The sequence below is a fragment of the Escherichia sp. XD33 genome, from assembly GCF_019375075.1.
In the GTDB taxonomy this organism is placed as follows: domain Bacteria; phylum Pseudomonadota; class Gammaproteobacteria; order Enterobacterales; family Enterobacteriaceae; genus Enterobacter; species Enterobacter flexneri_A.
In genome coordinates, this window is the sequence record NZ_JAENDM010000063.1 from 1 (window position 1) to 21392 (window position 21392).

Genomic DNA, 21392 nt, shown 5'->3' on the forward strand with positions numbered 1-21392 from the left:
TGAGGCAGCACCTGGCACGGCTGGGACGGAAGTCGCTGTCGTTCTCAAAATCGGTGGAGCTGCATGACAAAGTCATCGGGCATTATCTGAACATAAAACACTATCAATAAGTTGGAGTCATTACCGCCAGTCAATTGATAATTCATATTTATGAAATAATGCAGTGCTACTACATTGTTATTGTCAATTCGCGTGGATATAGCCGTGGTCAGACGTTTCTTAAATGTGTTCAGAAAGCACCTGTTCCACGTTGGATGAATAACCCAGCAACGAGAAACTATTAGAAATTGTAGTTGACTATAGCGTCATCATCTGATTTTGGAATGACGTCAGAGTTGCGAGAAATTTTAGTTTTTTCAAATGGTTAGCTGTGTCTATGCTGTTGTGGTAGCGCCAGGCAGATGTTCGATAGTTGAAAACAATAAATAATCTTTTATTGGCGAGCCGCTTATTTTTCGCCAATAACACAGCGGATGGGATTAATTGGCAGATATTCGGGAGCAAGACTCCCAATTGTGACCGAAATCCCGTAGACTTAACGCCGCAAAAAATAAAGGCCTGACTAATTTATCACCTACAGGCCGATTAAATACGCCGTTCAGGTAGTCAGTGCGTTGGTAGCTGTTAAGCCAGGGGCGGTAGCGTCGCTGAAACCACGTGCGGCTGCACAAAATACCTTCTCTGAACGGCTATAAAAATCGATGCACTTTGGGTGATTAACGCCATAAGATATCTATGATGCTCATCAGATATCCTCATAAAGGGGTCAGGAGCGGCTGCTGATATCGCCTGTACATCAACTTTCCCATCTCATCGATAGCCTGTACGGTAAAATTCGCCTACATTGTGAGCTGGGTGGATGTTATAAGGGTTTCAAGCAGCTTAGGGTAACTGTACTTGCCTCGCCGGTGTTGCACAGTGAAGTCAGCTGGTGCCGCGAGCGCTTTCTATCTTGGTATTCCCCTCATTCTCATTGAGATGCGACAGCGGGGCTGAAAATGGATCTTGTACAATGATAAAAATTGCGCGCATTGCCGTGACATTGGGCTTGCTTTCCTCACTGGGAGCCCAGGCTTACGCGGCCGGGTTAGTAGTAAATGATAACGATCTGCGAAACGACCTTGCCTGGCTTTCCGATCGTGGGGTCATCCATCTAAGCCTGTCGACCTGGCCGCTGAGCCAGGAAGAGATCGCCCGGGCACTAAAAAAGGCCAAACCATCCTATTCTTCTGAGCAAGTGGTGCTGGCCCGTATCAACCAGCGACTGTCTGCTTTAAAAGCCGATTTCCGGGTCACCGGGTACACCTCGACCGACCAGCCGGGCACCCCGCAGGGGTTTGGTCAGACGCAGCCGGCGGATAACTCCTTAGGCCTGGCGTTTAACAACAGCGGCGAGTGGTGGGATGTCCACCTTCAGGGTAACGTCGAAGGGGGGGAGCGGATCAGCAACGGATCGCGCTTCAACGCCAACGGCGCCTACGGCGCGGTGAAGTTCTGGAACCAGTGGCTCTCTTTTGGTCAGGTTCCGCAGTGGTGGGGACCGGGCTATGAAGGAAGCCTGATCCGCGGGGATGCGATGCGACCGATGACCGGTTTCCTGATGCAGCGAGCCGAGCAGGCGGCGCCGGAAACCTGGTGGCTGCGCTGGGTGGGTCCATGGCAGTACCAGATCTCTGCCAGCCAGATGAATCAGTACACCGCTGTGCCCCATGCTAAAATTATTGGTGGTCGTTTCACCTTCACGCCGTTCCAGTCTTTAGAATTAGGCGCGTCGCGCATTATGCAGTGGGGCGGGGAAGGTCGACCGCAATCATTCAGCAGTTTCTGGGATGGCTTCACTGGCCATGATAATACCGGGACAGATAACGAACCGGGTAACCAGCTGGCAGGGTTTGACTTTAAGTTCAAACTTGAACCAACCCTTGGCTGGCCAGTGAGTTTCTATGGGCAGATGGTTGGTGAGGATGAGTCTGGTTACCTACCATCTGCGAATATGTTTCTTGGCGGGGTTGAAGGACACCACGGCTGGGGTAAGGATGCGGTTAACTGGTATGTGGAAGCGCATGATACACGTACCAATATGAGCCGGACCAATTACAGCTATACCCACCACATCTACAAAGATGGTTATTACCAACAAGGGTATCCACTGGGCGATGCGATGGGCGGAGATGGTCAACTTATTGCTGGTAAAGTTGAGCTTATTACCGAAGATAACCAACGCTGGAGCACGCGCCTGGTGTACGCCAAAGTTAACCCGGAGAACCAGTCTATTAATAAAGCGTTCCCTCATGCTGATACCCTCAAGGGTTTACAGCTTGGCTGGAGCGGAGATGTTTATCAGTCGGTCCGCTTGAATACTTCACTGTGGTACACCAACGCGAACAACAGCGACAGCGATGACGTTGGGGCCAGTGCAGGGATAGAAATACCGTTTAGTTTATAAGGCTGAATGCTGAAAATAGAGGAGAGAGGGTGGTAGCGCTGCAGGACGCAGTCAGCTTTTATCTCTCCACAAGCCGGCAGGGAAGCAACGGCTGTGACAGCTGCTCAGGAATTGGCAAATTTTGATTTACTGATGATGTGACATTATGAAGAAAAAAATTGTTAGATTTTCGGCATTAGCATTGGCAATTGGGTTTTTATCGGGTTGTACCATTATCCCTGGTCAGGGATTAAATAGTCTGCGGAAGAACGTAGTTGAGCTTCCGGACAGCGACTACGATCTGGATAAACTGGTCAATGTGTACCCGATGACGCCGGGTCTGATCGACCAACTCCGTCCGGAGACTATACTCGCTCGTCCAAACCCGCAGCTTGATAATTTATTGCGCAGTTATGAATATCGCATCGGTGTAGGCGATGTACTGATGGTCACTGTTTGGGATCACCCAGAGTTGACTACACCTGCAGGCCAATACCGTAGCGCAAGTGATACCGGTAACTGGGTTAATTCAGATGGTACTATTTTCTATCCTTATATTGGTAAGGTGCAGGTAGCAGGGAAAACTCTCGCTCAGGTAAGACAGGATATAGCCAGCCGACTGACCACTTATATCGAAAGTCCGCAGGTAGATGTCAGTATTGCAGCATTTAGGTCTCAAAAAACATACGTCACAGGTGAAGTGATTAAGTCAGGTCAGCAGCCAATAACAAATATACCTTTGACAGTAATGGATGCAATAAATGCTGCTGGTGGCTTAGCTCCTGATGCAGATTGGCGAAATGTTGTACTAACTCATAATGGGAAAGATACAAAAATTTCGCTTTATGCTTTAATGCAGAAAGGAGATTTATCACAAAACCATCTTCTATATCCTGGAGATATCTTATTTGTGCCACGAAATGATGACTTGAAAGTATTTGTCATGGGGGAAGTAGGAAAACAATCGACCATGAAAATGGATCGAAGTGGCATGACCTTAGCTGAGGCATTAGGTAATGCAGAAGGTATGTCTCAGGCTTATAGTGATGCGACAGGAGTTTTTGTTATTCGCCAACTTAAGGGTGATAAGCAGGGTAAAATTGCAAATATATATCAGTTGAATGCGCAAGATGCTTCGGCAATGGTACTCGGAACTGAATTTCAACTGCAGCCTTATGATATAGTATATGTCACAACAGCACCTTTGGTGCGTTGGAACCGTGTAATCTCACAGCTTGTACCAACAATTACTGGTGTGCATGATATGACAGAAACAGCTAAATATATAAAGGAATGGCCATAATCATGTTTGAATCCATATTAGTTGTTTGTACTGGAAATATTTGCCGCTCTCCAATAGGAGAGCGTTTTTTGCGAATGAAATTACCTTCTAAAAAAATCGATTCGGCGGGTACAGGTGCATTAGTAGGGAATCCTGCTGATGGGAGTGCAGAGAAAGTTGCGCTTAACCATGGGTTTTCATTAGATGGGCACGTCGCGAAGCAGTTTACTTCTTCTTTAAGTCGTCAATATGATTTGATATTGGTAATGGAAAAAATGCATATTGAACAAATTGGCTTAATTGCACCAGAGGCTAGAGGTAAATGTATGCTTTTTGGTCATTGGTTAGAACAACGTGACATCCCCGATCCTTATAGAAAAAGTGATGAAGCTTTTTTCTCAGTATATAAACTGATTGAACAAGCTGGAAACCTTTGGGTTCAAAAATTAGGTGAATAACTCAGGAATAAAAGCATGCCTTCACTAACAAATAAACCACAAACAAAAGATAATGATGAAATTGATTTGGGCCGGCTTGTCGGCGAATTTATTGATCATCGTAAGCTAATAGTATCGGTTACATCACTTTTTACTTTAGTCGCTTTGATTTACGCATTTCTAGCAACTCCGATTTATCAGTCGGATGCCTTAATTCAAGTTGAACAAAAGCAAGGCAATGCTATTTTAAGCAATCTGAGTCAAATGCTACCTGACAGTCAGCCACAATCTGCCCCAGAAATAGCTTTGATACAGTCAAGAATGATACTTGGAAAGACAGTTGATGATTTAACTTTACAAGCTAAAGTTAAGCAAGATTACTTTTCGATTATTGGGAAAGGCTTGGCTCGCCTACTTGGTAACAAAAGTGGTTCACTTGATATAACTCATTTATATATTTCTGATGCAAATAGTGAATTATACTTAACTGTAAAAGAGAATGGGAACTATGAACTCACGTACAATGGTGTGACTTATAAAAGCGCTGTTGGTATTTTGTTTGATAATGATAAGTTTTCAATTAAAGTAGATAAAATAGATGCCGAACCAGGTGCTAAATTTAAAATTAATTATATATCTCGGTTGGAAGCTATTACAGACCTTCAAGAAAGATTAATTGTAGCAGATCAAGGTAAAGATACGGGTATGTTAACCATCTCCTTAACAGGGGATAATCCAGACCAAATTGAGAAAATAGTAAACAGTGTAAGTGAAAATTATCTAGCACAAAATATAGCACGTCAAGCTGCACAAGACGCCAAAAGTTTAGAATTTCTAAATAATCAACTTCCACAAGTGCGTAGTGATTTAGATATCGCTGAAGGTAAACTTAACCAATATCGTAGAAAGAGCGATTCAGTTGATTTATCATTGGAAGCTAAGTCTGTACTTGATCAGATTGTAAATGTTGACAATCAACTCAATGAGTTAACATTCCGCGAGTCAGAAATATCTCAGTTATATACAAAAGAGCATCCAACTTATAAAGCTCTTATGGAAAAACGGAAGACTTTGCAAGAAGAAAAAGGGAAGTTGAATAAACGCGTTTCGTCAATGCCCGAAACGCAGCAAGAAATATTACGTCTTAGCAGAGATGTTGAATCTGGTCGTGCTGTATATATGCAGTTACTTAATCGCCAGCAAGAGCTCAATATAGCAAAATCAAGTGCGATCGGAAATGTACGTATTATTGATAATGCTGTGACGCAGCCAAAACCTGTTAAACCCAAAAAGGCTATCGTCTTAATAATTGGAATTTTACTTGGTTTGATGGTTTCTAGCGGCATTGTATTACTTCGTGTATTTTTGCGGAGAGGCATTGAAACTCCTGAGCAACTTGAAGAACTCGGAATTAATGTATATGCAAGTATTCCTGTAGCAGAAACGTTTACAGCTAACGTAATTCAAGGCAAAACTCAGAGAAATAAGAAAAATCATGAAAGCCAAGGATTCTTGGCAATTGAAAATCCTGCAGATCTCGCAATAGAATCTATTAGGGGTTTACGAACCAGCCTCCATTTTGCAATGATGGAAGCAAGAAACAGGATTTTGATGATTTCTGGGGCCAGCCCTAATTCAGGTAAAACTTTCGTCAGTTCTAATTTAGCAGCGGTAATAGCTCAAACAGGAAAAAAGGTATTATTTATTGATACAGATATGCGCAAGGGGTATACGCATAAACTATTCAATGAAAATAATGCAAATGGGTTGTCCGATATCCTTTCTGGGAAAACAAATGTCGAGGATGCTATTAAAAGAGTTACTGTTGCAGGGTTTGATTATATATCCCGTGGTATGGTACCACCAAATCCAGCAGAACTTTTGATGAATAAACGGTTCGGTAATCTTCTTGAATGGGCGAATGAGCATTACGACATTGTAGTTGTTGATACTCCGCCAATTTTGGCTGTAACGGATGCTGCAATAATTGGCAATTATGTTGGAACAACACTGCTAGTAGCTAGATTCGAATTAAACACCGCAAAAGAAATAGAAGTGAGTATAAAACGCTTTGAGCAAAGCGGTGTAATAGTAAAAGGTTGTATACTGAACGGTATTATTAACAAAGCAAGTAGTTATTATGGCTATGGCTATAATCACTACGGTTATAAATATACTGACAAAAAGTAAACCAATAAAAACTTAGAGTAATGAACATATCATTACTCTAACTTAATATTGATTAAAAAATAAAAGAGGGGATTATGACACTTCTCGGGAAAAATATTATCGTCAGTGTCTCATTGGCAATTTCCGACTTGGTGAGTTTTATTACGTCAATGTATTTAGCTCTCGCTTTGCTTTCACTCACTGATCAGGAATATCTATATGCCGATTCATCTACGGGGCTAGAAGGATGGCAATTGCTGCACATTCTTCTGGCTTTGTGCTGTGTTGGATGGTATTCAATGAGATTACGTCATTATTTTTATCGTAAAACTTTCTGGTTTGAACTAAAGGAGATATTGCGGACTTTAGTTATTTTTGGTGTAATCGAAATTGCAGTATTATCATTTACAAATTGGGAATTGTCTCGTTATTTATGGATTCTTACATGGTCATTGATTTTATGTTTAGTACCAATAGCACGTATGTGTACTAAACGTATATTAGACATATTAGGGTTTTGGAGAAGAGATACGTGGATTATCGGTAGTGGGGATAATGCATTAGAAGCATATAAAGCAATTAGCAGTGAGGCAAATTTAGGCTTAGTAGTGGTCGGGTTTATATCTAGTGAGGAAAATATGCCGGAGCTTTCTAAGTTTAATAATATACCTATATTGTCAAACGATATTAATTGGTTATCAACAGTTGACCGTAAAACGCAATTCATAGTTGCAGTTGAGGCTCATCAGAGTGATATTAGAAACACATGGCTTAGAAATTTCATGATAAAGGGATTCCGCTATGTGTCTGTTATACCTACATTACGTGGTATGCCTCTTGATAGTACAGACATGTCATTCATTTTTAGTCACGAGGTTATGATATTCAGAGTTCAACAGAACTTGGCGAAACTATCATCGCGATTTCTTAAACGTCTGTTTGATATTTTCGGGTCTTTATTTATCATTCTTATTTTATCCCCAATAATTATATATATTAGCCAGAAGGTGAGAAAAGATGGGGGGCCTGCAATTTATGGGCATGAACGGATTGGTAAAAATGGGAAGCCTTTTAAGTGCTTAAAATTTAGGTCAATGGTTATCAACTCTAAAGAGGTGTTAGAAGATTTACTTCTTAATGATGCCTCTGCAAAAGAAGAATGGGAAGCTACATTTAAATTAAAAAATGATCCGCGTATAACGAAAATTGGTGCATTTCTTCGAAGAACTAGTCTTGATGAATTACCACAACTTTTTAATGTTCTTAAAGGTGAAATGAGTTTAGTTGGGCCCAGACCAATTATCACTGCTGAACTTGCGAGATATAATGAAGAAGTGGATTATTATCTGTTAAGTAAACCGGGTATGACAGGCTTATGGCAAGTGAGTGGTCGAAGTGATGTTGATTATGAAACACGAGTTTATCTTGATGCATGGTATGTGAAAAATTGGTCGATGTGGAATGATATTGCAATTTTATTTAAGACAGTTACCGTTGTATTGAAAAAAGATGGAGCATACTAATATTATGTCAGATCTAAATTCCACCCAAATTGATGGCTTTCATAATGAAATGCAAGATTTAATAACTGTTTATATACCGACTCATAATCGATCTGATTTATTAATGAGAGCCATTGAGTCTGTAAGGAATCAAACATATAAAAACATTGAAATTATTATTTGTGATGATGGTTCTTCAGATGATACGCAGCATGTTTTATTAGATTTGGCTAGTAAAGATGGAAGAATTAAATATCTAACGAATGAAAAGCCTAAAGGGGCTTGTTATTCGAGGAATAGGTGTATTGAAATTGCTCAAGGAGAGTATATAACCGGTCTTGATGATGATGACTTATTCCTTCCAGAAAGATTAGAAAGGTTTATTGAATTGCATAAAAAAACTGGAGCCAATTTATTGTGTTCCGATATGATATTCCGGAATGAAAATAATGATAAAAAATGGAATGGAAGAAGCGGAACTATTACTCTCAATATGATGGGGTATAAAAACTATGTCGGTAACCAAATCTTTACTAAAACAAGTTTTATGAAACAAGTTGGTGGTTTTGATGTTTCATTTCCGGCCTGGCAAGATTACGATCTTTGGTATAGACTGATACATAAGTTTGGACCATGTTTAAAAATAGATGAAGCAACTTATATTGTGAACATTGAAAGTGGTAGGCAACGCATCACCACAAGCAGCAAAGCTCATCAAGGTTATAAAAAATTCATCCAAACCCATTCAAAAACATTAAGTAAAAAACATATTAAGTCCTTATATATTCAGGATATAAAAAACAGAGGGGATGTTATAACTTTACAAGATATCCTCAAGAATTTTTCATTTATCAACTTGCTGTTTTATATTAAAGGTAAATTGAAATAATTAACATTCAATGGTGTTACTAACGTTCAAAAATAACATTAAATAAGTCAATCATATGAGAGTAAATAAATTATTGCCTGTTAGTATGGTATTTAGCTTTTTAGTGCCAATTGTTGGCTTGATTATGTCATTTTTGTCATTAGATAAAAAAAGCATGAATAGAATTCCATTCATGCTAGTATCACTATTTTATTTTTTTATTTTGATAAAAACACCTCCTTTAGGAGATCTATATAGAAGATATCTTGAAATAAGTGAGTACAACAGGAATACAAATATATTAGAAATAATAACTCAACATCCAGATATATTACTTTACATACATGGATATATATTTCAATATTTCAACATCCCTTTTTTCTTTATTCCTGCAATGTATGGCGCTGTGATGACATATTTTTATATGGCATCATTTCGTAATATGCTATTGAATAATGAATATTCTTCAGAAGAATCAACGAAAGATAAAGGGTTTGTTTTTACGCATGTTATCGTTTTTTCGGCATTGAATATCCTAAACTTGGTTTTAGGTATTCGCTATGGAGCGGCAATGGTATTTATTATCTATGCCATAACATGTTTTTATTCACGAAGCAAAGTTAGGTTCGCTGTTTTTTCATGTTTATCGCTATTAATGCATTTTTCCATGATTTTTATTCTTATATGTTTTTTTGGTAGTAGATACATCAAAATTAAAAAAATTTATATTATTCCGCTGGTTTTTATTTTTTATTTCCTGAGTTCTTTTGTGTTGAGAAGCGTTCTTCCTGGAATTTCATTTATGGGAGTAGGTGACTACGCTATGGGAGGTTATGTTGATGGTGTTTGGAGTGAAATACCAACAGATACTAATACACTGATTCTAGCCTATCTATCACGAGGATTAGGAATACTTGCATTGTTCTTTTATCTAAAAGATAAAAATGAAATGTTAGTAATTGATCGTTTTTTAAATTTTGTTATTCCGGCTTGTTTTATAATGTCTATATCCTATACGGCATTGAATAGATATATAAATATTGCTCAGGCATTTCTTATGTTGAGGGTTTGTTATATGTATCTTTCCAATGCAAATATATATTCTCATTTACGAGTAATATCTAATAAAACACTTAGTTTGCTTAGATATTACTTGTTAGCTTTTGCAGTTTTAAGCATGGTAATAATTAATGTGTATACTCAACGAAGGACATTGATTATGGGCGGTGGTTGGGTATATGCCTATACTAGTCCTGTTTTCCTCCTTAATTACAGCACTACTGATTTTAAATTATATCTTAAAGATATTGATAATGACGGTTACTGGATGTCGGAATAAATAATAGACTATGAAAAAGCAAAATAAAAATATCCTTTTTATTCTCCCAAGTATGAAAAATGCTGGGCCAGTAAATGTATGCTTGACAATAATAAATAATCTACCTTCAGATTATAATATTACATTACTTTCATTAGGCGAGGGTGAAAGGAGAGCTGAATTTGAAAAGAAATGTAATGTAGTAGTATTTAAAAAAACAAGCCTATTTAAGATATTGAATTTTTTATATAAAAACCATTTTGATATCATACATAGTCATTGCACAATATCTGACATATATAATTTTCTTTGTTTCAAGAAAACTAAAAAAATTACCACTATTCATAATTACTTTGATGTTGATTTCGTGCAGACTAAAGGTCTTATTAAGGGGAGATTAGAAGGTGTTGTCGGGCGTTATGTGATAAAGGATTTTATTAAGGTTGCATGTTCGAATGCCGTTAAAGATTATTGTACGGAAAGATTTTCTTTAAAAGGAATGATTGCAATTCCAAATGGTGTAAATGTCCCTGTTTTTAGTAATTTTGATATAGAGCATAAAAATGATGACTCTGTGAATTTTTATTATTTGGGTGTAATAAATAAACGGAAAAATGTTGAGGTTATTCTTGATGCATTCACAGAATGGTCAGTTGGCAAAAATGCTAAGTTGAATATTATTGGTGGAGGAGTGGATGAGGTGGTTTTAAAAAATAAATATAATAATGAAAAGATTTTTTTCCATGGTATGATTCAGAATCCTCACGAATTGTTTGTTAATTTCGATTGTTTTGTATCAGCTTCGAAAGCTGAGGGATTGCCATTAGCTCTTATTGAATCACTTTCATTAGGAAAAGCATTTATCTGCTCGGACATAGAACCGCACAAAGAAGTTTACAATAACACAACAGGCATCTGTGGGTACCTATTCAACGGTACCAGGAAAGGTTTGATAAAGTGCTATGATGCTTATTATCAGACGCAAGACAAAGGTAAATTAGAAACTTACGCTATTAATACATATTTAAAATATTATACAGGAGCAATTATGGGACAGAAGTATGATGATGTTTATAATTTGTGCCTCAAATAACTGATTAATTTTTTTTGTGCGAGGATTTATCTAATATGGAATTTCATTCATTTTCAGTTTTGATGTCACTATATTATAGAGAAAACCCGATATACTTAAATGAGTGTTTAAATAGTCTTAATAATCAAACTTTACCTGCTGATGAGATAGTAATTGTTTATGACGGACCTGTTGGCGAAGAATTAGAAAAAGTAGTTAATAAATGGGAAAGAATACTACCAATAAAAAAAGTGATTCTCAGTGAAAATGTTGGCTTGGGATGTGCGTTAAATGAAGGAATGAAATTTTGCTCGAATGAATATATAGCTAGAATGGACACCGATGATATATGCTTTGAGAGGCGTTTTGAAAGGCAATTTGATATTTTAAGATCTGATCCTAAAATAGATTTATTAGGGACTGCAATCATAGAAATTGACGATGACTCTAATACACGCCTTAAAATATTGCCAACCAAAAGTGATGAAATCAAAAAATTTGCTAAACTAAAGAACCCTTTCAATCACATGAGTGTGGTATTTAAAAAAACAAGCGTACTAGAAGTAGGTGGGTATAAACATCATTTATATATGGAAGATTATAATCTTTGGCTAAGAATGCTTGCGAACAATAAAATTTGCCTAAACATTAGCGATGTCTTATTAAAGGTTAGAGTTGGTAAAAATATGCTACAAAGGAGGAAAGGAATAAATTACATTAAAAGCGAATATATTTTATATAGATTGAAAAACAAACTAAATATTGCTAGTCCTTTATTGAATTTCGGCCTTTTCTCTTTCCGAGTGATAATGAGGATTATCCCTACCAAATTATTAGCATTGGCCTATAGTATTGATCGAAAAAATAACTAATAGTTTATAAAAAGGATATATATGCGAAATTTTATTTGGGAAATTTGTCATAATCCGGGCATTAAATCTAAAATGGTTGTGTTACTCTACCGGCTCGCGACATTGCATACCAAGCACTATGTTATATTCTATCCTATAACATTTTGCTTTGTTATTCTCAATAAGATTATTAATGAGGTAATTATTGGGGTTGAAATACCTTATCAGACGAGAATCGGTAAATGTTTTAGAATTTGGCATGCTCATGCGATAGTTATTAATAAAGATTGTATCATAGGTGATTTTTTTAATATTCGACAATCTTGCACATTAGGTGCGAATAAGAAAAGTTACCCAGACCGTTTTGTAATTGGCAATAATGTCACAATGGGAGCTCATTCTTGTATTTTAGGTGATGACATCACTATTGGTAATGACGTAATAATAGGAGCTGGAGTAATACTAATGGAAAATATACCAGCGGGACATTATGTAATCGGCTCTAAACCGATTGTAAAAAAATTAAAAAACTTTTAAAGAACATTGGCGGTTAAAATATGATTTCTGTTAATTTGACAACGACTTCTTCAAGGCTCGAGTTATGCGCCGCAACAATCTGGTCTTTAGTTCATCAAAATATGCTTCCTGATAAAATAAATCTATGGATTTCCCATGAAGCGTATATGGCTGACCAAGGTATAAAATGTGCTCCTAAGTGGGTTAATGAACTTAATAAAATACATGACATCGTATCTGTGCACTTTGTTCATAATACTGGACCTTACAGGAAAATTTTTCCTGCTCTAATAAACTCTGTGGATGATGATATCTTAATCTATGCGGATGATGATGTTATTTACGGAGCAAATTGGTTATCAGAATTAATAAATGAGTTTAACCGTCATGAACAGAGATACGTTGTAGCATCCAGAGTAAAATGTATTAGAAAGAATTTTCTTGGATTAATTCAAAGCTATAATATGTATAAAATTCACCAAAAGAATGAAGTAATTGAGAAAGATTTTATTATTACCGGTGTTGGTGGCTGTGTTCTTACAAAAAAAATGTTCAAGCAAGAATATCTTAACAACTGTGATTTTCTAAAAATAGCTCCGAAAACAGATGATCTGTGGATTAGTAAATTGCTTATTTTATCGGGATCTGCGGTTGCTGTCTGTCCGGTTGCACTTAAATATGTTCAGGAGATTCAACATTATAATTTTGCGTTAAGCCAAACGAATACAACTATTATAAATGGTGGATTAATTTATAAGTTATTCTCTAAAATAAAAAATAAAATTCTTGGTTATATTGGTTTTCGTCTTTCAAATAATGATAAGGTTAGAGCGAAAATTGACACTTACTTTAAAGAAATGCTATAAGTATGTCAAAATATATGATGTTATCTATGTCTTCTTTAATTTTACATAGGTATCTTCATTTGTTGAAGTCGATTTTAGGGTGGGTGTTTTTTAATGACCTTAATCAATAATGTAAAGTGGGTTTCGTTTTCTCAAATTACTAAAGTTTCATGCCAGGTCGTAGGGCTTTTTGTTTTCTCGAGGTTTTTAAGTCCTTCTGAATTGGGGGTTATGTCATTAACCCTGATTGTTGTCAATTTCATAAATATAATACGTGATATGGGGTCTTCTGCTGCAATTATTCAGCGCGATTGCCTTACTGAGGGGTTAAAAAATAGTATTTTCGTTTTGAACTCTGTACTTGGGATCGTATTGTGTATATTAACTATTTTATTCTCGCAAAAGATTGCCATTTTTTTTCATGAACCGATTCTTGCTCAAACTTTAAAAATAATATCTATTGCGTTTGTTATCAATAGCGTAACTTCCGCACATTTAGCTCTGTTAGAAAGAGATTCAAAATTTAATAGAGTTGCCTTTGTTGAAGTTATCTCATCGCTAATTTCATTGGCAATAGCAATAATCTTTGCTGCCAATGGTTTTGGTGTTTTTAGTCTGGTCATCCAAACATTATTATATGCTATTTTTACCGCTTTAGGATTTTGGATATCCTCTAATTGGATTCCACGTCTAAGATTTAATGTTAGTGATATAAAATCTATTTTTAGGTTTAGCTCAAATTTAGTTGCTTTTAATTTTCTAAATTATTTTTCTAGAAATAGTGACCAAATTATCATCGGTAGATTTTTTTCATCTGCTACACTTGGTCAATACTCACTTGCATATAGATTGATGTTATTTCCAATTCAAAATATAACATTTGTTTTAACTAGATCTTTATATCCGATATTGAGTAGGTCACAGTCAGATGATAAAGGATCATTTAATATTTATATTCAGACATTAAGAGTTATATCCATTATCATTCCACCTCTAATGCTCGGTCTTGCAATTGTAAGCCATGAGTTTGTTCTTGTTTTTCTTGGAGAAAAGTGGTTTTTAGTTTCTACATTATTAATGTGGCTCGCTCCTGTAGCTATTATGCAGTCGATGGTTAGCACAACAGGTTCTGTTTTCATGGCTCGAGCTAAAACAAATATCCTTTTATACATATCTATTTATAATGCATTTTTGCAAATCGGTGCATTTATCATTGGTGGTTTTTATGATATCAATACTCTCGTTATACTGTATTTAATCGCCAATGTATTAATGTTTTTTCCTAATATGTATCTCGCTATTAGAGTTTTAAAAGGCAATTACCTCATTTTTCTTAAGGTTATTACAAAACCTATAATTTTTTCTTTGGTGATGGTCTCTGTAATTTTTATCTATTCACTCCTTATTTCAAATCTATCCATATCAGTAATTGTGATATTTATTACGAAAATTTTAGTCGGAGCAGTTGTTTACATAACATGCTTGTTCATTTGGGAAAGAGATATTATTTTTAAGTTATTAAAGAGATAAATAATATAGTGATCTATTTTTAGATTACTATATTTTTTCATTTATTAGATGTTTGGTTACTCTCTCTCCTAAACAGATTATCCAATATATTTTTTGATGGTTCATGACTGAAACTAGGTGAGTATAACATAGAAAAAATTTCCAATGCTGCATCCAAACTGACTGGCGGAACGATAGGTAAGTTTTTGAATCGCGGATCACTAACAATTACATTATTGATAGTAAATAATCCTAATTCATTTAAGAGACGTTCAGTCCATCTTTCAGAGTAAAATATTGTATTATTTATGATTATTTTCTTTAAACCATTAATCATTGGAATTGTTTCTTTATTAATTAAACAGGTTGTTTCTAAGAATTTCCAATAAAAAAGACAACCTTCAATTGTTAAAGTCGTCGGACCACATTTATTATTATCAGTAGGATACGCGCCGATTATAAATATGTTACGTGAAGAGATTGTATCTATAAAAGCGCAATTTCGAATTACACAATCATAAACATATCTATTAGCATTTATTTTTACTGAATCAGGATTTATAGATGATGCGTCTCGCATTAAACCATCATTAAATGATATTACTTGTTCGTAAAGATTATTACCTGTACCATACCTACGAGTATAATACCATTCTTCATCAGTTATATCTAAAGGTTTATCTATTGAATATTTACTTTTAAAAATAGTTCTTGCCATAGGTCCTGAAATAAACATGACATTCCTTGAATTATTTGATGTATATCCATGTCTTATTATACAATCCCAACAGTGATAATCGAAATCGATAGCCATTCTGTCTGGATGCCCAGGACCTGAACCATGTATGCTAAAGTATTGCCCTATAATTTTATTACATAGGGTAAACCAAATTGGTGCATCCCATTGCGCCTGTTCGGCCAATTTATCTTTCTCGGAATTATAAACGTCTGTTCTGTAACTCGAGTAATAAATATTTTCGAAACCACTTGTATATTCATCTTTTAAATCGTAATTACTATTTTTTGATGCACATGCCACGAGTAAAATGCCGGCATTGATTATATTTGTAAATGAGCAACTTTTTATTTTTATTCCATAGCATTTATATGAATCGCCTAGATTGTTGTTGGTGGACTTAGGAGTTGTATTACCATGAATATATATCCCTGAGTTTACAAAGTTGAAATGACAATTTTTGATAGTGATTTTATTAACATAATTAAATCGTTTATCTTCTACTTCAAGATAGATAGTAGCTATTCTTCCATTATCTGAATGTGCCGAGCGAGAGGTTCCCATGAATGTACATTGGGATATTTCTAAATTACAATCTCCTGACTGATTGCCTGTAGGTATGCCAAATATATAAGGTTTTTGAGTTCCATTTTCATGGGCATAGAAGTCAATATTTGTTATCGTAAAATTTTGTATTTTATTAGTGTGAATATGGCTATTATTTTCAGATTTAGTAATCCATACTGGATTAGAACCCTCACCATATGAACGCATGATACTCTTTTCAGACGTATTGTTATAAAAAATTCCATTAAGGTCTATTAATGAAAAACGGAAAATATTCCCTTTTTTTATCAGAATAGTTACAGGATGTTCTATTTTCAGACTGTATAATTCTTCAAGAGTGTTAAATGGGCTATTTAATGAACCATTGCCATTATATTTTTCATCATGATCTATGTATATTTTTTTCATTTTTCCCTCGATGTCATTTTGGTCTTACATGTAAATCGAACCAACTATTCTTTGGTAATAAATTGATATCGTAATCTCTTGCACCATCTTTAGATAATAGTTTTACTATAAAACCGTTATCTGTAACTTCTTCTATTTTTATAATGCATATTTTTTCATCTGTGTTTAAATCTATTGGTGAGTAAACATTCCAGTATTTATTATAGGGAACGGCACCATCGATTTTTAATTGGGAATTATTTATTTTTTGTATTGTTATTTTTTTATTACCTATATATTTATTGCTGATAAATGATTGCTTATCATTTCTGGTAAATCCATGAATGTCAATTAGCTCATTCTGCTCAGGTGTTACCCTAACCACTATTCCTGGTGTGTATTTCAGGATACCATCTTGCATTCTACATATATGGTTATCTTCTAAAACATAGCTAGGTTCAATATAAATAATATTTTTAGGCTCATGCTTTAAGTTATTCTCTTCGTTATAAATTTTTATGTGTTGTTCATTTGTAATTCGTGTTGGTATGAAAGTACTTCCTTCGGAACGTGGCGGTATTTTAGCATATAAAATTATTTGTTTGAGTTCTTCGTTAAACTCAATAGCGAATTTTGTAAGATTGTCACGACTCCATGCATAATTAGATAAATCTTTTAATCCAACTATCGATATTAGTTCATTAATATTGTTTTTCTCAGCGTTTAATAATCTTAAGTTAGCTATGTCTATAGAGTACTTTATGTTTGAATTACTATTTGGGCTTCCGGTTGAGAATATTCCTGACACTGAACCGAGATGTTCTTTATCATGGCTAATGCCTAGGATCTTAAGCCAGCAGTGATCAGTATTCCAGGCTGTTGAATATTTTGTTTGCTGCAGTGACTCAGGGATGAGTCTTTTTTCTAAGAGTACCTTAAATTGTGTGGAATTGATGCTTTTTTGATGTGGGTTATCAAAGTCCGTGTATCTTAACGGAGATACTAAATATAAATCTGGGATGCCGTCTTTTGATGTAGAAAACCACAATCCAGGAGAAAGATTATCATCTTCGTTACCTGCACAAGGAAATTTTACTATTCTATCTTGGTGTGGGCCATGAAATATCCCAGTACCCTCTATATATGGTATAGAAATCTGTTGTGCGGTATGAAGTCCATTCATGCTTGCATAAACTTGAATACGGCCCCTTTGATCTCCTATTATGGCTATTTTATTGTTTTGTCCGCCAAATACCATACCTGCAATCCCTTGTGACTGGTTTGGTATGGATTCAATATCAAATTGTCCTCTTTTCAGTATCCTGGACTGTAATGATTCACCTTTTAAACCTGCAAGCGCTTTTCCTTCTGCTTCAAAAAATCCGCCTACAAATTTGTAACCTTGTGGGCTATCCATTAAATTGTGATACATATATTGATTTGCTTGGTTATTGGATTTATTATCACTTGATTTTTCTTTTTGTTCCTTTGAAAGAGTTTTTCCTGAAAAAAATGTCCCTACCAAAGTTGGTATAATAAAGTTGAGTATTTTTCGGCGTGATAATTTCATATATGCACTCAAATAAATTTATAGTCGTAAAGAATATTATAATAACACTTACATAGCTATCGTCTCCTTCATTGCAATATTTTTATGTTAGGAATTGTTTCTGCTAGAAATATTCAAGCTGAACCTGATAAATTTAAACTTCGTCTGATTTTCACCAGATCCACTATTCTTGATTATTATAGAGTTTTTAGATTATTCAGATAATTGCAATAAGATTGTTGTCCTTATTACGTGGTTATTTTGACCAGCAGTCTATACCTTTACTGTACTTTGCGCTACTATTTGATTAAATTGTTGCTGTGTTCGATTTGTAGTGATTAACCCTGACAGGAGTATGTAATGTCCAAGCAACAAATCGGTGTTGTCGGTATGGCTGTGATGGGGCGTAACCTTGCGCTTAACATTGAAAGCCGCGGTTATACCGTCTCCGTTTTTAACCGCTCCCGAGAAAAGACTGAAGAAGTGATTGCCGAAAACCCCGGTAAGAAGCTAGTCCCATACTATACAGTTAAAGAATTCGTTGAATCCCTCGAAACGCCTCGTCGTATACTGTTGATGGTTAAGGCCGGGGCTGGCACTGATAGCGCGATCGATTCCCTGAAGCCTTACCTCGATAAGGGCGACATCATTATTGATGGCGGCAATACCTTTTTCCAGGACACTATCCGTCGCAACCGTGAACTGTCTGCCGAAGGTTTTAACTTTATTGGTACCGGTGTTTCCGGGGGTGAAGAGGGCGCTCTTAAAGGGCCTTCCATCATGCCTGGTGGGCAGAAAGACGCCTATGAGTTAGTTGCTCCGATTCTGAAGCAGATTGCTGCGGTAGCTGAAGACGGCGAGCCATGTGTGACCTATATCGGTGCTGACGGTGCCGGCCATTATGTGAAGATGGTGCATAACGGCATTGAGTATGGTGACATGCAGCTGATTGCCGAAGCCTATGCGCTGCTGAAAGGCGGGCTGGCGCTTTCAAATGAAGACCTTGCGCAAACCTTTACCGAATGGAACGACGGTGAACTTAGCAGCTACCTGATCGACATTACCAAAGATATCTTCACCAAGAAGGATGAAGAGGGTAAATACCTCGTCGATGTCATTCTTGATGAAGCAGCAAACAAAGGTACCGGTAAGTGGACCAGTCAGAGCTCACTAGATCTTGGGGAACCTCTGTCTCTGATCACTGAGTCTGTGTTTGCTCGCTATATTTCTTCGCTTAAAGATCAGCGTGTAGCCGCTTCAAAAGTGCTGAGTGGTCCGCAGGCTAAGCCGGCCGGTGATAAAGCTGAATTTATTGAGAAAGTACGTCGTGCACTGTACCTTGGTAAAATCGTTTCCTATGCTCAGGGCTTCTCCCAACTGCGCGCTGCTTCTGAAGAGTACAACTGGGATCTGAACTACGGCGAAATTGCTAAGATTTTCCGTGCGGGCTGCATTATTCGTGCGCAGTTCCTGCAGAAGATCACTGATGCTTATGCGCAAAATGCTGGCATTGCTAACCTCCTGCTGGCACCATACTTCAAACAGATCGCTGATGACTATCAGCAAGCGCTGCGTGATGTGGTGGCCTATGCCGTGCGGAATGGCATCCCGGTACCGACATTCTCTGCTGCTATTTCCTACTACGACAGTTATCGTTCCGCAGTTCTGCCAGCTAACCTCATCCAGGCTCAGCGTGATTACTTTGGTGCGCATACATATAAACGTACCGATAAAGAAGGTGTATTCCATACCGAGTGGTTGGATTAATTTATATGTTTAACTAAATTTAGGGCCCTGATTTTGACAGGGCCTTATAATTTGAGTGCTTCATACACTTCTTGTTTTGTTAATTATTTTTTTTGTTTGCTTATGGGTTATTATCTTTGGTAAAAATATTAATAACTAGTTCATTCCCTGACTACTTGTCATTCTACAGTTAACTAATTAAAATGTAATCTCATGAAAATTACTATTTCCGGTACAGGTTATGTTGGTTTATCGAACGGTATCCTGATTGCGCAAAACCACGAAGTGGTGGCCCTGGATATCGTACAGGCCAAAGTGGATATGCTTAACCAGAAGATCTCTCCGATTGTGGATAAAGAGATTCAGGAATATCTGGCAGAAAAACCGTTAAATTTCCGTGCCACTACGGACAAGCACGACGCCTATCGTAATGCCGACTACGTGATCATTGCGACGCCGACCGATTACGATCCTAAAACCAACTACTTCAACACCTCTACGGTGGAAGCGGTTATTCGCGATGTCACAGAGATCAACCCGAACGCGGTGATGATCATTAAATCGACCATCCCGGTGGGGTTCACCCGCGACATCAAAGAACGTTTAGGGATTGATAATGTTATTTTCTCTCCTGAGTTCCTGCGTGAAGGCCGTGCGCTGTACGATAACCTGCACCCGTCGCGCATTGTCATTGGTGAGCGCTCTGCACGTGCCGAACGTTTCGCAGACCTGTTGAAAGAAGGCGCGATTAAGCAGGATATCCCGACCCTGTTTACCGACTCCACTGAAGCGGAAGCGATCAAACTGTTCGCGAACACCTATCTGGCGCTGCGCGTTGCCTATTTCAACGAGCTTGACAGCTATGCTGAAAGCCAGGGGCTGAACAGCAAGCAGATTATCGAAGGGGTATGCCTGGATCCGCGTATCGGCAACCACTATAACAACCCGTCCTTTGGCTATGGCGGCTACTGCCTGCCGAAAGATACCAAGCAGTTGCTGGCGAACTACGAATCGGTCCCGAACAATATCATCGCGGCTATCGTAGATGCTAACCGTACCCGTAAAGACTTTATCGCGGATTCTATTCTTGCCCGTAAGCCGAAAGTGGTGGGTGTGTATCGCCTGATCATGAAGAGTGGTTCGGACAACTTCCGTGCCTCTTCTATTCAGGGCATTATGAAGCGCATCAAGGCAAAAGGTATTCCGGTTATTATCTATGAACCGGTGATGCAGGAAGATGAGTTCTTTAACTCCCGCGTAGTGCGCGACCTGGATGCCTTCAAACAAGAGGCGGATGTGATTATCTCTAACCGTATGGCGGAAGAGCTGGCGGATGTGGCGGACAAGGTATACACCCGCGATCTGTTTGGTAACGATTAATCCTGCCTGTCTGACACTGGCGGCTCCTCGCCGCCAGTATGCTTCTTTATCTCCCCGCTATATTCCTCACTGCGCGTATTTCTCGCACATTCAGATTAACCTCAATAAATTGTGGGTGATGCTGCCAACTTACTGATTTAGTGTATGATGGTGTTTTTGAGGTGCTCCAGTGGCTTCTGTTTCTATCAGCTGTCCCTCCTGTTCAGCTACTGACGGGGTGGTGCGTAACGGCA

Annotated in this window: 18 protein-coding genes and 1 pseudogene; 16 read left to right on the top strand and 3 right to left on the bottom strand. The window is 37.3% G+C overall.

What is annotated here, in order from left to right; translation table 11 throughout:
- Positions 1 to 110 (top strand): IS1 family transposase (locus K0778_RS22295; RefSeq protein WP_019725171.1); only part of this gene is annotated, 110 nt, incomplete at its 5' end.
- A 488-nt stretch (positions 111 to 598) separates the two neighbouring features.
- Here K0778_RS22295 and K0778_RS28655 read toward each other — a convergent pair.
- Positions 599 to 726 (bottom strand): annotated as a pseudogene (locus K0778_RS28655) (hypothetical protein).
- Positions 727 to 1012: 286 nt separating this feature from the next.
- On the opposite strand from K0778_RS28655, the gene K0778_RS22300 reads away from it, so the two are divergent.
- From K0778_RS22300 to K0778_RS22355, 12 genes are all read left to right on the top strand, one after another.
- Positions 1013 to 2446: a capsule assembly Wzi family protein gene (locus K0778_RS22300; protein WP_039023217.1), complete on the top strand. Its 1434-nt coding sequence runs from the start codon at positions 1013 to 1015 to the stop codon at positions 2444 to 2446.
- Positions 2447 to 2591: 145 nt separating this feature from the next.
- Positions 2592 to 3728: a polysaccharide export protein gene (locus tag K0778_RS22305; RefSeq protein WP_039023218.1), complete on the top strand. Its 1137-nt coding sequence runs from the start codon at positions 2592 to 2594 to the stop codon at positions 3726 to 3728.
- 2 nt (positions 3729 to 3730) lie between these two features.
- Positions 3731 to 4165 (top strand): protein-tyrosine-phosphatase, encoded by a 435-nt coding sequence (locus K0778_RS22310; protein ID WP_039023219.1) that lies wholly within the window; start codon positions 3731 to 3733, stop codon positions 4163 to 4165.
- Positions 4166 to 4180: 15 nt separating this feature from the next.
- The gene (locus K0778_RS22315; RefSeq protein WP_153449121.1) at positions 4181 to 6334 is read left to right on the top strand and encodes a polysaccharide biosynthesis tyrosine autokinase; all 2154 of its coding nucleotides are present in this window, start codon (positions 4181 to 4183) and stop codon (positions 6332 to 6334) included.
- A gap of 74 nt (positions 6335 to 6408) precedes the next feature.
- Entirely contained in the window at positions 6409 to 7836 is a 1428-nt protein-coding gene (wbaP, locus tag K0778_RS22320) for an undecaprenyl-phosphate galactose phosphotransferase WbaP (RefSeq protein WP_039023221.1), read from the top strand.
- A 4-nt stretch (positions 7837 to 7840) separates the two neighbouring features.
- Complete coding sequence (locus tag K0778_RS22325; RefSeq protein ID WP_224628691.1) at positions 7841 to 8704, top strand: glycosyltransferase; 864 nt, start codon at positions 7841 to 7843, stop codon at positions 8702 to 8704.
- Positions 8705 to 8759: 55 nt separating this feature from the next.
- Positions 8760 to 10022: an EpsG family protein gene (locus K0778_RS22330; RefSeq protein WP_114142290.1), complete on the top strand. Its 1263-nt coding sequence runs from the start codon at positions 8760 to 8762 to the stop codon at positions 10020 to 10022.
- A 10-nt stretch (positions 10023 to 10032) separates the two neighbouring features.
- Positions 10033 to 11094 (top strand): glycosyltransferase family 4 protein, encoded by a 1062-nt coding sequence (locus K0778_RS22335; RefSeq protein WP_039023223.1) that lies wholly within the window; start codon positions 10033 to 10035, stop codon positions 11092 to 11094.
- Between the two features lie 35 nt (positions 11095 to 11129).
- Positions 11130 to 11945, top strand: coding sequence for a glycosyltransferase (locus K0778_RS22340; RefSeq protein WP_020956633.1), 816 nt, complete (start codon positions 11130 to 11132; stop codon positions 11943 to 11945).
- A 21-nt stretch (positions 11946 to 11966) separates the two neighbouring features.
- Positions 11967 to 12461 carry a hypothetical protein gene (locus K0778_RS22345; protein WP_039023224.1) on the top strand — a complete coding sequence of 165 codons (495 nt, stop codon included), beginning with the start codon at positions 11967 to 11969 and terminating at the stop codon, positions 12459 to 12461.
- Positions 12462 to 12607: 146 nt separating this feature from the next.
- Positions 12608 to 13306 (top strand): glycosyltransferase, encoded by a 699-nt coding sequence (locus K0778_RS22350; protein ID WP_196449121.1) that lies wholly within the window; start codon positions 12608 to 12610, stop codon positions 13304 to 13306.
- Between the two features lie 93 nt (positions 13307 to 13399).
- Positions 13400 to 14815, top strand: coding sequence for a lipopolysaccharide biosynthesis protein (locus K0778_RS22355; protein WP_020956635.1), 1416 nt, complete (start codon positions 13400 to 13402; stop codon positions 14813 to 14815).
- 37 nt (positions 14816 to 14852) lie between these two features.
- On the opposite strand, the gene K0778_RS22360 is transcribed toward K0778_RS22355, so the two are convergent.
- The gene (locus tag K0778_RS22360; protein ID WP_039023225.1) at positions 14853 to 16505 is read right to left on the bottom strand and encodes a hypothetical protein; all 1653 of its coding nucleotides are present in this window, start codon (positions 16503 to 16505) and stop codon (positions 14853 to 14855) included.
- 13 nt (positions 16506 to 16518) lie between these two features.
- A complete protein-coding gene (locus tag K0778_RS22365; protein WP_126851339.1) occupies positions 16519 to 18054 on the bottom strand; it encodes a hypothetical protein in 1536 nt (511 codons plus the stop codon).
- A 339-nt stretch (positions 18055 to 18393) separates the two neighbouring features.
- Between K0778_RS22365 and gndA the strand changes: the two genes are divergently transcribed.
- The 3 genes from gndA to K0778_RS22380 all read left to right on the top strand — a co-directional run.
- Positions 18394 to 19800, top strand: a complete 1407-nt coding sequence (gndA, locus tag K0778_RS22370; protein WP_039023227.1) for an NADP-dependent phosphogluconate dehydrogenase — start codon at positions 18394 to 18396, stop codon at positions 19798 to 19800.
- A 192-nt stretch (positions 19801 to 19992) separates the two neighbouring features.
- Positions 19993 to 21159, top strand: a complete 1167-nt coding sequence (ugd, locus tag K0778_RS22375) for a UDP-glucose 6-dehydrogenase (RefSeq protein WP_000704810.1) — start codon at positions 19993 to 19995, stop codon at positions 21157 to 21159.
- Between the two features lie 169 nt (positions 21160 to 21328).
- A partial coding sequence (locus tag K0778_RS22380; RefSeq protein WP_001676991.1) for an IS1 family transposase occupies positions 21329 to 21392 on the top strand: 64 nt, incomplete at its 3' end.